Source organism: Hyphomicrobium sp. MC8b (assembly GCF_905067615.1).
Classification (GTDB): domain Bacteria; phylum Pseudomonadota; class Alphaproteobacteria; order Rhizobiales; family Hyphomicrobiaceae; genus Hyphomicrobium_B.
This window is the reverse complement of record NZ_LR898465.1, coordinates 3,439,805-3,452,834: the sequence shown is the minus strand read 5'-3', so window position 1 is coordinate 3,452,834 and position 13,030 is coordinate 3,439,805. Positions and strand designations below refer to the sequence as shown.

The 13,030-nt window shown below is 60.2% G+C and carries 8 protein-coding genes; 2 read left to right on the top strand and 6 right to left on the bottom strand.

From position 1 onward, the window contains the following. Positions 1-56: 56 nt before the first annotated feature. The 6 genes from accC to ACLB1Z_RS16635 form a co-directional block, all read right to left on the bottom strand. The gene (gene accC / locus ACLB1Z_RS16660) at positions 57-1,397 is read right to left on the bottom strand and encodes an acetyl-CoA carboxylase biotin carboxylase subunit (RefSeq protein WP_013948814.1); all 1,341 of its coding nucleotides are present in this window, start codon (positions 1,395-1,397) and stop codon (positions 57-59) included. Between the two features lie 42 nt (positions 1,398-1,439). Continuing rightward, positions 1,440-1,928 carry an acetyl-CoA carboxylase biotin carboxyl carrier protein gene (gene accB / locus ACLB1Z_RS16655; protein WP_409560837.1) on the bottom strand — a complete coding sequence of 163 codons (489 nt, stop codon included), beginning with the start codon at positions 1,926-1,928 and terminating at the stop codon, positions 1,440-1,442. Between the two features lie 62 nt (positions 1,929-1,990). Then, positions 1,991-2,446, bottom strand: coding sequence for a type II 3-dehydroquinate dehydratase (aroQ, locus tag ACLB1Z_RS16650; protein WP_409560836.1), 456 nt, complete (start codon positions 2,444-2,446; stop codon positions 1,991-1,993). Between the two features lie 163 nt (positions 2,447-2,609). Beyond that, positions 2,610-3,467: a DsbA family protein gene (locus tag ACLB1Z_RS16645; RefSeq protein ID WP_409560835.1), complete on the bottom strand. Its 858-nt coding sequence runs from the start codon at positions 3,465-3,467 to the stop codon at positions 2,610-2,612. Between the two features lie 37 nt (positions 3,468-3,504). Beyond that, positions 3,505-4,914 (bottom strand): M48 family metalloprotease, encoded by a 1,410-nt coding sequence (locus ACLB1Z_RS16640; protein WP_409560834.1) that lies wholly within the window; start codon positions 4,912-4,914, stop codon positions 3,505-3,507. Positions 4,915-5,148: 234 nt separating this feature from the next. Then, a complete protein-coding gene (locus ACLB1Z_RS16635) occupies positions 5,149-8,250 on the bottom strand; it encodes an Rne/Rng family ribonuclease (protein WP_409560833.1) in 3,102 nt (1,033 codons plus the stop codon). Between the two features lie 815 nt (positions 8,251-9,065). Between ACLB1Z_RS16635 and ACLB1Z_RS16630 the strand changes: the two genes are divergently transcribed. Next, positions 9,066-10,268 (top strand): N-acetylmuramoyl-L-alanine amidase, encoded by a 1,203-nt coding sequence (locus ACLB1Z_RS16630; RefSeq protein ID WP_409560832.1) that lies wholly within the window; start codon positions 9,066-9,068, stop codon positions 10,266-10,268. Positions 10,269-10,423: 155 nt separating this feature from the next. Next, positions 10,424-13,003: a penicillin-binding protein 1A gene (locus tag ACLB1Z_RS16625; protein ID WP_409560831.1), complete on the top strand. Its 2,580-nt coding sequence runs from the start codon at positions 10,424-10,426 to the stop codon at positions 13,001-13,003. Positions 13,004-13,030: the final 27 nt, after the last annotated feature.

The window sequence follows — 13,030 nt, the reverse complement described above, 5'->3', positions numbered from 1 at the left end:
CCACTTGCCAAGCGAACTCTCGGACGCGCGCGGAACATGTCGCGCAGAGGCAAACCTTACTTCATCCCCAGATATTTTTCGAGCCAATGAATATCATAGGCCCCATCGACGATATCCGGCTCTCGGACCAGATCCTGGAACAATGGGATCGTCGTTTCAATCCCATCGATCACGAACTCGGCCAGAGCGCGGCGTAAACGCATCAACGCGTCGTTGCGTGTCTTGCCCGTCACGATCAGCTTGCCGATGAGGCTGTCGTAGTAGGGCGGGATGCGATAGCCCTGGTACACGCCGCTGTCGACGCGCACGCCGAGGCCGCCCGGCGGATGCCAATAAGTGATCTGGCCAGGCGAAGGCCGGAAATCCTTGGGATTTTCAGCGTTGATGCGGCACTCGATGGCATGCCCGCGAAGCTCGATGTCGTCCTGCGTGAAGCTTAACGGCAGGCCGGCCGCAACGCGGATTTGCTCCAGCACAAGGTCCGTGCCTGTGACCATCTCCGTTACAGGATGTTCGACCTGCAACCGGGTGTTCATTTCGATGAAGTAGAATTCGCCGTCCTCGAACAGGAACTCCACGGTGCCGGCGCCGCGATATTTCAGCTTGCGCATCGCATCCGCAACGGTCGAGCCGATCTTCTGGCGCTGAGCCGCATTGAGAGCAGGCGAGGGGCTTTCTTCGAACACCTTTTGATGCCGCCGCTGCAGTGAGCAATCGCGCTCGCCCAGATGCACGGCATTGCCCTTGCCATCGCCGAACACTTGGATCTCGATGTGGCGCGGCTTCTGCAGATATTTCTCGATGTAGACGGAATCGTCGTTGAAGGCCGCCTTCGCTTCGGACCGCGCCGTCGAAAGCGCGACACCAAGGTCGGCCGCGGTCAACGCGACCTTCATGCCCCGCCCGCCGCCGCCAGCAGCGGCCTTGATGAGCACGGGAAAGCCCATCTCCTTGGCGACCTTCATCGCCTCGGTCTCACTCGTCACGGCGCCCGCGGATCCCGGAACAACCGGAATGCCGAGCTTCTTCGCGGTCTCTTTCGCCTCGATCTTGTCGCCCATGATCCGGATGTGTTCGGACGTCGGACCGATGAACGTGATCTTGTGCTCTTCGAGAATTTCCGCGAAGCGCGCATTCTCAGATAGAAAGCCATAGCCCGGATGCACAGCGTCCGCGCCGGTGATTTCACACGCCGTCACCAGCGCCGGAATGTTGAGATAGCTGTCGCGCGCAGGCGGCGGACCGATGCACACGCTCTCGTCGGCCAGACGGACGTGCATGGCGTCGGCATCTGCGGTCGAGTGGACGGCGACCGTTGCAATTCCAAGCTCGCGGCAAGCGCGCTGGACGCGAAGCGCGATTTCTCCTCGGTTGGCAATCAGGATTTTATCGAACATTTGGACTCCGGGCGCTTTTCACCGCCGTATGCGGTGCGCGCTCTATTCTATGATGATCAGCGGCTCGCCATACTCGACCGGTTGCGCGTTCTCGACGAGGATGGCTTTGACCGTGCCGGCGCGCGGCGCGGGGATCTGGTTCATGGTCTTCATCGCCTCGATGATCAGCAGCGTGTCGCCCTGATTGACCTTGGATCCGACTTCGCAGAATGCCGGTGCACCGGGCTCCGGCGAGCGATAGGCCGTGCCGACCATCGGCGATTTCACCGCGCCCGGATGCTTTGAAAAATCACTCGCACCCGTCGCCGGTTTCGCTTCGCTCGGCGTCGACGCTGCGGCTGCAACCGGCGCAGACATGTAAGCCTGCGGCGCCGCGGCCGTGATCGAGATTTTCTTGGCGACGCGGATCTTGAGGCCGCTTTTCTCGATTTCGATTTCCGTCAGACCCGTATCGTTCAAAAGCTCGGCGAGCTCGCGGATCATCTGACCTTCGGCGCTTCCCATTTTCGGCCCTTGGTCTTTTGCGCTCATCAGTCCCATGTCCTCGATATTTAGTTGGCGTGCGTCTTATAGCCTAAGCTCTGGCCGCAACGTCACGCTTTGCCTGTGGATTTGTGCAGAATGTCGGCCATTGCCTCAATCGCGAGTTCATAGCCCTTGGCACCGAGCCCGCAGATCACCCCCGTCGCTGCAAGCGAGATGTAGGAGTGCTGGCGAAACTCGTCGCGCCGGAAGATGTTGGAAAGGTGCACCTCGACGACCGGCAGGCTGACGGCCTGCAACGCATCGAGAATGGCGACCGACGTGTGCGTATAGCCCCCGGCATTGATGATGATGCCCTTGGCCTTTCCGCGCGCCTCCTGCACCCAATTGACTATTTCGCCCTCGATATTCGATTGCCGGAAGTCGATGGCGAGCCCGTTCGCCGCTGCCGCTTTTTGGGTGCGCACGCGCAGGTCGTCGAGTGTCTCGCGGCCATAGACTTCGGGCTCGCGGACGCCGAGCATATTGAGATTGGGGCCGTTAAGAACGTAAACGAGGGAGGTCATGTCAGGAGGCCGATAAGGCACCGAGCTGATGCCCGACGCCGATTGTGAAGGCCCAGGGTCTATCAGCTTTCGTCGAATGCGCAAAGTGCGCGGCGATGGCCGCGCACTGCAATGTGTCTTTGATGTTAAATGTCTGGTATGGCACGAGAATTTCCGGCCACCCTCAGCACATGTTGCAGCCGGTCTTGCGGTAGCCGCTGACGAGCGCCTCAAGCTGGTCGTGCAGGTCATCCGGCGCGCCGGGCACCGACTTGTCGCCGACCAGGAAGTGCGGGGTGCCGTTGACGCCAAGCTGCTTGGCAAGCAGTAGATCGCTCTGCAACTCGTTCTTGACGTCGTCGCCTGCCATGTCGGCCTTGACCTTATCCATGTCGAGACCGAGGGATTCCGCGATCTTCAGCGCTGAAGCTTCGTTGGCAACGCCCTTGGAGCCCAGCATCGCTTGATGGAACTCCCAGTACTTGCCCTGGCGCTTGGCGGCCAGCGCGACCTTCGCGGCCTCGATTGAGCCCGTCGACAGGATCGGCAGCTCCTTGAAGACGAAGCGAACCTTCTTGTCGTCGTGGATCAGCTTCTGCACTTCCGGCAGGCCGTGTTTGCAGTAACCGCAGTTGTAATCGAAGAACTCGACGACAGTGACGTCGCCATTGGGATCGCCGGCAACAGAGCTGTCAGGGGCGCGATAGATCTGCTTGGCGTTCTTCGCCATAAAGGCTTTGAGTTTGGATTCCTGCTCTTTTTGGGACTTCTCATCCAGAGCGTTCTGCACCTCGAACATCACTTCGGGGTTCTTGATCAGATAGTCTCGGATGATGTCGCCGAGCGCCTTTTTCTGCTCGTCAGTGAACACCTTGCCGCCCGCGGTGGGCGCAATGGTGTCGGCGCGCGCGGAGCTATTTCCGAAATTCGATGCTGCGAGTGCCGCGAATGCCAGGCACGCAAATCCGAGCGCGATGACAGAGAGCTTTTTGCCGGCGGAAGCCGCGCGCGCTCTGTTACGGTCAGGAGACTTCTGGGTCATGGATTTGATCTCATTTTTCGATAAAGCAGCCGGCTGCTCAGGTTTGCGGCTTGTAGTTAATGATGTCGTCGTTTTTCAACCACTCGGGCGAGCCTGCACGTAATTTCAGTTGGGCTCGTTTAGCGAAGACCTGTGCGTCTTTTATGTTCCCTTCGTTGAAGTAGGCCTGGGCCGTCATGGCGTCGGCTTCCGGACCCCGTCCCTGCTTATAATAGATATTTGCGAGCAGCCTGTAAGCATGGCCATTTTCCGGGTCTTCGATAAGGGATTTCCGCAATAGATCGATAGCCTCTTTTTGCGCATCGCTGCCCTTGAGGCTTTGGACCGCTGTGGCCAGTTCGACCATGATTAAAGGACTGTTAGGCGCCAGTTTCAGGGCTTGCCGCAAGCTCGGGACCGCAGGCGCGAGTTTGCCTGATCGCATAAGGAAATCGGCCCGAAGTTCGTAAAAGTACGGGTAATTTGGGTTTTCCTTGATCATGCTGTCGGTCTGCTGGACCGCCGATTCCAGCGCACCGCCGCCGCCGCGAAAGAATGTCGCGATGGCCCGCGCATAGCGCGCCGGCAGCGTCTTATTTGAGTCAGGATAGCGATTGAACACGGTCGCGGGCGATTCCAGATAGCCCGAAAGCTTCGCCCGCATCAGGTCGTGGCGAAGCTGCAGCGACGGAGGGTCTTTCTTGTTGAAATACGGACTGGTGGTTGCGAGCCTGCTGAGCCGGTCGAGGCGTTCGGCTGACAGAGGATGCGATCGAATGAACGGGTCCTGGAACTGATCTGATAGATATTCCTGTTCCTTGAACCGCTCGAACGTGTCGAGCATGCCTTTGCCCGACTGTTTCGTGGCAGTGAGATACTTGATGCCCGCCTGATCGGCCGCCGACTCCTGTGATCGCCGCTCGGCCAGAAGCCCCTTGAGAATGACGCTGCTGCCGCCCTGCAAGAGAGCAGCGCCGCCTTGTGCCGTCTCGCGTCCTCCGTCTCCGCCTGTGACGCCGCCCGCAACCATGGCGCCAATGCCGAGAACCTGCGTCAACAGAGCGCGTGTTTGATCCTTCGCGATGCGCGAGCGGAGCGCCGCCATGTGGCCGCCCGCGATATGACCGCTTTCATGCGCGATGACGCCGATCACTTCATTCGGCGTCTGGGCCTGCATCAGCGTGCCGGTATTTACGAACACATTCGCGCCGTCGAGAACGAACGCGTTGAAGGCTTCATTGTTGATGATGCGGACGGTCACGCGGCCGCCGCCGAAACCCGCCGCTTCAAAAATCGGTTTGGAATAATCCTGCAGCAACGCTTCGATCTCGGCGTCGCGGATCAGCGGCAGTCCCTGCGCTCGGGCGCCGTTGGCTAATGTCAACAGCGATGCGATGAGCGCAACGATCCAAATCGTCAAACTTCGGGCGTTGGAATGCGCCGGAAGTGACTTCCAAAATATCGGCATTCGCAGTGCCCTGATCTCGACAAGCGTTTCGAGACGCCACGCACAATCAAAGTATGCGCCAACCCTATTTGGGTCAAATGCGTTGCTACGAGGTGCTTATAAACATTCACGAGTTTAGGGCGTCAGCATGGCGGCAAGCGCTGCCGGCGGCGCTAGTCCGAAGCAAGATAGGCAAGTAGCAGCTTTGATTTTGAAAAGGGGGCCGAAGCAAGCGATGCCTCGGCCCTTCGTCTTTTATTCGCCGCCGAACTTGCGCTGCCACCAGCCCTTGCGCTGCGGTGCAGCCTGGGCTTCGGCGTCGGCAGCCGAGCCTTCATCGTCCGGTCGGACAACAACGCGCTCGATTCGCGGCTCGCTGGAGCCGATCTCGTGCCGACGACGCGGTGCCGCCGCAGGGGCTCTGTCCTCGGCGGTGGCCGGAACTTCGGCGGGCATCTCAACAGCCCGCTGAGGTTCTTCCGTCGCAACCTCGGATGCCGTGCCTTCGAGCATCACGACTTCATCCGCGTCTTGCGCCTTTGAGGGAACGTCCCAAAGCCGTTGTTGCCGGGGAACCTTGAGTTCCGGCTGTTCGATAGCCGTTGCCACATCTTCCGACGACAGCGCCTCGGTGATGTGTCCACCGTTTGACCACGTCTCCGGCTGGGCAGCCTCGGTATCGCCGTCGGCGTTCCCGCTCCCGAGTTGTTCGTGATCTTCGCCTTCGGCGACGCCGTTGGCATCATCGGCATGCATCGGGCCGCCTTCACGATTGCGGTCCCGACCGCGACGGCCACCGCGGCGTCCACGCCGGCGCCGCCGGGCGGGCTTTTCGCCGTTGGCGCCGTTTTCGCCGTGCTCACCGAGTTCCCCTTCCTCGGATGCCGGTTGGGCATCGAGGTCGTCCTCGTCAACCGGTCCTTGTTCGCCTTCATCATCGTCGTGCGGCTGCGGACCTGCCGCAAATCCATGATCGTCTTCGCCGCGCGGTTCTGAACTGAAACGCTCGCGGCTTTCGCCACGATCGCGTCCTCCGCGACCGCGACGCCGCCTGCGCCGCCCGCGACGGCCGCCGGCCTCATCGCCCTCGCCACGACCATTCTCACGGGCCACGGTATCTTCGTCGCCGTCATCGACGTGCGATACGGTTTCAATCTCGCCGCCTTCGAATGTCGGTGCTTCTTCCTCACCGTCGAAGCCCCAGTCCATATTGACGGCAGCACGTTCGACACGACGCACCGGAACGGCAGGGCCGCCGCGCTCGATCGTGAAGTTCGCACCCTGCACGCGATCGCTACCGAGTACCGTCACCGAGTAACCGTGGCGATGCTCCATGTCGGTCACGTAGGCGCGCTTGCTGTTCAGAATGTAGAGTGCAACCGGCGGCGTCGTCGTCGCGGTCAGCGGACCTGTAGCACCCGCCGTGATCGCATCCTCAAGGCCACGCAATACGGCGAGCGCGATGCTCTCCGTCGAGCGGATGATGCCAGTGCCCTGGCAGTGCGGACACTGTGACGTCGATCCTTCCAGCACGCCCGTTCTGAGACGCTGGCGCGACATTTCCATCAAGCCGAAATGCGAGATGCGGCCGAGCTGGATTCGCGCCCGGTCGAAACGAAGCGCATCCTTCAGGCGGCGCTCAACGGCGCGGTTGTTGCGCTTCTCCTCCATGTCGATGAAGTCGATCACGATGAGGCCCGCAAGGTCGCGCAACTTCAGCTGGCGCGCGATTTCGTCGGCAGCTTCGAGATTGGTCGCAAGTGCCGTTTCTTCGATCGAGAATTCGCGCGTCGATTTTCCTGAGTTGACGTCGATCGCGACGAGCGCTTCCGTCTGGTTGATGACGATGTAGCCGCCCGAACGCAGCGTCACCTGCGGCTGGAACATGGCGTTGAGCTGCCGTTCGACGCCATAGCGCGTGAACAGGGGCGTCGGCTCACGATAGGCCACGACGTTTCTCGCGTGGCTCGGCATCAGCATCTTCATGAAGTCGGCGGCTTCCTGGTGCCCCGCTTCGCCGGCAACGACGATTTCCTCGACATCCTTGTTATAGAGGTCGCGGATCGAGCGCTTGATGAGGTCGCCTTCTTCGTACACGAGGCTCGGCGCCGTGGACTGCAGCGTGAGATCACGCACGCTCTCCCAAAGGCGCAGCAGATATTCGAAGTCGCGCTTGATTTCCTGCTTCGTGCGCGCCGCACCGGCCGTGCGGATGATGAGGCCCATGCCCTCCGGAACCTCGAGTTCCTGTGCAATGGCCTTCAGGCGGCGACGGTCCTGCGGGTTGGTGATCTTGCGTGAGATGCCGCCACCACGGGCGGTGTTCGGCATCAAAACAGTGTAGCGGCCGGCAAGCGACAAGTACGTCGTCAGCGCTGCGCCCTTGTTGCCGCGCTCCTCTTTGACAACCTGCACCAGAATGATCTGGCGGCGCTTGATAACTTCCTGGATCTTGTAGCTGCGCGGACGGCGACGCTGACGTTGCGGCGCTTCCTCGTGGAACTCCGCGCCCTGCGAGTCGTCAATCTCGCCGCCATGATGGTCGTGATGGTCGTGGACATGCGGCTGCTCGGCATGGTGCTCATGCTCATCATGCTCGGAGCCATGATCGTCGTTGGCATGAACGTCCGAACCGCCTTCGCCCTCGTGGTGATGGTCGTGATCGTTGCTCTCGTCGTGCGCGTGGTCGGCGTCCGCCTCCGCGGCAGGCTCGTCCGCCGATGCGCTTGCTGCAAGATCGGGATTTGACTCGCCGTTATCTGCCGCTTCGGCTTGGACTGGTTCGGAGACGACGTCATCGTCCGGCATCGGAACGGCGACGGCCAAGACCTTGATCGGCTCTTCGTCTTCGTCGCCACCAATCTCTTCGATGTGCTCATCGTCTTCTTCGACATCGACGATGTGCGTGGATTCGCCGTCCTCAGAATCCTCTGAGGACTGTTCCGCGAAATCGTCGTTCGTCGCTTCCCCTTCAGCGTGAGGGGCGGTCGACCCACCGCCGCGTGTCGAATTTCTGCGGGCAAGCGCCTCCGCGCGCCGGTCGGCGGCGGCTTCGAGCTCGGCTTCAGCGGCAGCTTCTTCATCGAGAAGCGCCTGACGGTCGGCGACCGGAATCTGATAGTAGTCAGGATGGATTTCGTTGAAGGCGAGAAAACCGTGCCGGTTGCCGCCGTAATCGACGAAAGCCGCTTGTAGCGACGGCTCAACGCGCGTCACTTTGGCGAGATAGATGTTGCCGCGCAGCAGTTTCCGAGCGGCGCTTTCGAAATCGAATTCCTCTACCCGGCCGTTGCGTTGGACCACGACCCGAGTCTCCTCGGGATGCGTGGCATCGATGAGCATTTTCGTATTGGACATAGGTTATTTTCCTTGGCGCGCCGGGGCGGCGGCTCGCATCTCGAACCGGAATTGCCGGAACGGATCGCGAGGATCGCGCTGTGGCGCGTTCTTTTGGTTGATTGTGCTGATGGAACTGGCGGCCGAGCCGCTGTCTGCACCATCCCGTTCCCCGATGCGCGCGAGTGGCGCGCAGGGACGCATGCGAACGCCGGGTGGATCGAGATCCCGTTGGCGCTGTCTTGGATGATGCAAGCTGTCGTCATGGCCTGTCGTCTATGACCCAGCTGCGTGTCCAGAATTGGGGGACTTCAGGCTGGGGAGAAAAATCCGACACCCTGCGGCGTCGTGGTCGATCAATTTTGGGCCGCCCAGCAATTCGCGCTTTTACCCGACTGACAAACCGGGGCGACCGGCACAAAGTAAGTTCACTCCGACAATGAGCCGCCGGGGGCTCGGAAGTCAAAGCTGCGAAACCTGCTGAGCGACGTTGATACTCCCCGTGCGCTTGCCTCGAGCAGGTGCCATCCGTGCTGGCCCAATTACCTGTGAAAGCAGAGCTTTGCCCCGCAGCAGGCCGACTGGGTTCTGCAGGCGCCTATTCAACCTACGCCACTTAGGCGTGTGTCTCGGGCGCCACCGAATACATTTCAAACTTTACGAGGTCGATCCTTCGCTGGCAAGTGCTATAAAACTGGCGCGGGATCGACAACGTGAGGCGGTAATGGTCCTTTTATATAACGAATGAAAACAAAGATTTAACGGGGTATGGGGATCGGGCAGACAAGACGAGCAAGGGGGAAAATTCGGCAATGCGCCCGCCCGGGAAACCTTTGGTGAACATTCTAGCAGCAGTAGCAACCGTGCTATGCCTGTTGCTTGGGCGGCCCGCTATGGCGGCCGATGCGCTCGAAACCCACCTGACGGTGACCGGCCGCTCGACGATTTTCGAGCTGACGATGAGCGAAGGCGTGACTGCACAGGCTTTTACGCTCGCGAGCCCCTACCGTGTCGTCATAGATCTGCCCGACGTCAGTTTTCGGCTGGACCCTGCGGCAGGACAGAAAGGGGCGGGACTTATCTCGGCGTTCCGCTATGGCCTTTTCGCGTCGCATAAATCGCGCATCGTGATCGATACCAAAGGCCCCGTTGTCATCCATTCCGCCAACATGACGCGGATCAAGGGATCGTCAGCCGTAAAACTCGCCATCGCCCTTATGCCGACCGACGCAAAATCGTTTGGCGGCGGTACGGGCGCGGGAATGGCCGCGGCCTCCCAGGAGCCGAATTTCGAGAGCGCGTTTGAGGCCGCGCCCGATAAGAAGCAGCCCAACGCCAAGCCCGTCATCGTGATTGATCCGGGCCACGGCGGTATCGACCCCGGCGCCATCGGCCCCAACAATGTAAATGAGAAAACGATTGTTCTTGCTGTTGCTATGCAACTCAAGGAGGAGCTGGAGAAAACTGGCCTCTACGACGTCAAGATGACCCGCCACGACGATGTTTTCGTCTCTCTCGACGACCGCCTCAAATTTTCCCGCGCGGCCGGAGCCGATCTCTTTATCTCACTGCACGCCGATTCCATCGAGACGGCCGCCAGCAGCATTCGCGGTGCCACCATCTACACGCTGTCCAGCAAAGCGTCCGACAAAGTGGCGCGGATTGCGGCCGAAAAGGAAAATGCCTCGGATCTTTTGGCCGGCATCGAAAATCTCGACGAAGGCAAAGACGATCAGGTCAAAAGTATCCTCATCGACCTGATGAAACGTGAAACCTCGAACTTTTCCTCAGATTTCTCGCAGCTTCTGGCCAAACACCTGCGCAAAAAGATTACGATGTCGCGTGTGCCCCGCCGCTCAGCTGCGTTCAAGGTGCTGAAGCAGACGGATTCGCCGTCCGTACTCGTGGAACTGGGGTATATCAGCAATCGCAACGATGAGGAGCAGATGCTGACACCGGAATGGCAGTCGAAAGTCGCCGACGCGATCACCGGTGCGGTGCAAATTTACTTCAACAAAAGAACGGCCTCACGCCCTTGAGGATACTCGTCCATCCTCGGACGACGTGCTGCCACATTCAGTGCTAATGTGCGAATGTTCTGAGGGGATTGCCATTGCTGCGGCGCGGCAATAGACGTAACCGCCTCATTCGGAAAAATTTAAGCCAGCGACAGACTGACGGAATCTCGGATTTGATGCGCGCGCCCACGCTGCCGCCACCACCGGCGCCCAGGAGAAGGAAAAAGCGGCGCAGAAGCCTGCTGCTCAATTTTCTTGGGTTTGCGTTCGGTACCTTTGTGCTGGTTTTCATCGCCGGTTCCGCAGGTGCTGGCTTTTTGATCTGGCAGGCCTCGCGGGATCTTCCCGATTACGAGAGCCTGTCGAAATATGAGCCGCCCGTCATGACGCGCATCCACGCGCACGACGGCTCGCTGATTTCCGAGTTCGCGCGCGAGCGGCGAATCTTCGTACCGATCAACAACGTTCCGAAACTCGTGATCGGCGCGTTTCTGTCGGCGGAAGATCGTCGCTTCTACGAGCACGGCGGTATCGACATTCAGGGCGTGCTTCGCGCCGTCTTCGCGGCGGTCGAAGCGAAAATTCACGGTTCCAATCGGCGTACGCAGGGTGCTTCGACCATCACCCAGCAGGTCGCCAAGAACTTCCTGCTGACGAACGAGCGCTCGATCGAGCGTAAGATCAAGGAAGCGATCCTGGCGATCCGCATCGAGGGCGCCTACTCGAAGGACCGCATTCTCGAACTCTATCTCAACGAAATTTTCCTCGGCATGAACTCTTACGGCGTCGGCGCAGCTGCGCTGACCTATTTCAATAAAGAGCTGAAGGACCTTACCATCGAGGAGGCGGCTTATCTTGCCGCGCTTCCGAAGGGGCCGAACAACTATCATCCGTTCCGCCAGAAGGCGAAAGCGACCGAGCGTCGGAACTGGATCATCGGTCAGATGGCCGAAAACGGTTACATCACGAAAGAGCAGGCCGAAGAGGCCAGGAAGAAGCCCCTCGTCGTCAATCTGCGACCCAATACCGTTCGCATCGAGAGCGCCGAATTTTTCGCTGAAGAAGTTCGCCGCACGCTGCTTGCGAAATACGGCGAGGACAAGCTCTACGGCGGCGGCCTGTCGGTGCGCACGACACTCGATCCGCAACTGCAGAAGCTGGCGAGAACAGCTCTCGTCGATGGCCTCGTGAAGTTCGATCGTATCAAGGGGTGGCGCGGGCCGGTCTCGCACATCGATATTTCGGGCGACTGGGGTGTGGCGCTCGGCAAGATTTCGAGCCCCGGGGATATCGACCCCTGGCGTCTCGGGGTCGTCCTTGAAACGCAGAAGAAAAAAGCGATCGTCGGTTTCAAACCGCATCGTCAACAAGATTCCACGCTCGCGAAGGATCGCGAAGCTGTCGAAGTTTCGCTCGACGACATGAAGTGGGCCGCGAAGAAAGCCAACGGCAAGCGCATCACGCCCAAATCGACGGCTGACATTCTGAGCCCCGGCGACGTCGTCTACGTCTCGCCGAATGACCCGAATAACATTCAGGGTGCATGGTCCTTGATGCAGATTCCGCAGATTGGCGGCGGTCTGGTCGCCATGGACCCCTACACGGGCCGCGTGCTCGCGATCGCCGGCGGCTTCTCTTACGATTTGAGCCAGTTCGATCGCGTCACGCAGGCCAAGCGCCAGCCCGGCTCGTCGTTCAAGCCGTTCGTCTATGCATCCGCAATCGATAATGGCTACAAGCCGACGTCGATCGTCCTCGACGCGCCGATCGAGATCGACCAAGGCCCCGGTCAGGACGTCTGGAAGCCGAAGAACTATGAGACCGACGATACGGCAGGTCCGGAAACGCTGCGCTTCGGCATCGAGCATTCGCGCAACCAGATGACGGCGCGTCTCGCGCAGGATCTCGGCATGCCGATCATCACCGAATATGCGAAGCGGTTTGGCATCTACGACGATCTCTTGCCGGTTCTGTCGATGTCGCTTGGCGCTGGCGAAACGACGCTGCTGCGCATGGCGACCGGCTATTGCATGCTGGCGAACGGCGGCAAGGAAGTCACCGCCACTCTGATCGACCGTATCCAGGATCGCTATGGCCATACCATCTGGCGTCACGACGAACGCCAGTGCATGGGCTGCATGGCCGACCGTTGGGCCAATCAACCCGAGCCGCAGCTTGTCGATAGCCGCCGCCAGGTCATTGATCCGCTGACGGCCTATCAAATGACGCACATTATGGAAGGCGTCGTTCAGCGCGGTACCGGTAAGATACTGAGCGCTCTCAATCGCCCGATTGCCGGCAAGACCGGCACGACGAACGAGGAGAAGGACGTCTGGTTCATGGGCTATACGCCGACGATGGTCGTCGGCGTTTACATCGGCTACGACATCCCCAAGCCGCTTGGAAAAGGCAACACCGGTGGCGCGATTGCAGCGCCGATCTTCGGTGAGTTCGTCAAGGATGCGCTGGGTGACACGCCGCCCGCACCGTTCCGCGTTCCGCCTGGCATCAAGTTTGTGCGTGTCGATCTGAAGACCGGGCTGCGTGCCTCGGCTGACGATCCGAACACGATAATGGAAGCGTTTAAGCCCGACGAAGAACCCGACGACGCCTACTCGATGATCGGTGTTAACGGCATGACGGCAGACGCGTCTTCGTCGATGTCACCGCCGCCGGTCAGTGAACGTGTGGCGCGTCCCGCACCGCCGATGAGTCGGCCGGACAGCGGCTCTCTCACGCCGAACGGATTGTGGTAACCAAATGCGCGCCGATTGCCGCGCCGC

Excerpts from the sequence above, each read along its gene's own strand:
- accC (WP_013948814.1), bottom strand. The coding sequence starts at position 1,397 with ATGTTCGATAAAATCCTGATTGCCAACCGAGGAGAAATCGCGCTTCGC.
- accB (WP_409560837.1), bottom strand. The coding sequence starts at position 1,928 with ATGAGCGCAAAAGACCAAGGGCCGAAAATGGGAAGCGCCGAAGGTCAG.
- aroQ (WP_409560836.1), bottom strand. The coding sequence starts at position 2,446 with ATGACCTCCCTCGTTTACGTTCTTAACGGCCCCAATCTCAATATGCTC.
- ACLB1Z_RS16645 (WP_409560835.1), bottom strand. The coding sequence starts at position 3,467 with ATGACCCAGAAGTCTCCTGACCGTAACAGAGCGCGCGCGGCTTCCGCC.
- ACLB1Z_RS16640 (WP_409560834.1), bottom strand. The coding sequence starts at position 4,914 with ATGCCGATATTTTGGAAGTCACTTCCGGCGCATTCCAACGCCCGAAGT.
- ACLB1Z_RS16635 (WP_409560833.1), bottom strand. The coding sequence starts at position 8,250 with ATGTCCAATACGAAAATGCTCATCGATGCCACGCATCCCGAGGAGACT.
- ACLB1Z_RS16625 (WP_409560831.1), top strand. The coding sequence starts at position 10,424 with ATGCGCGCGCCCACGCTGCCGCCACCACCGGCGCCCAGGAGAAGGAAA.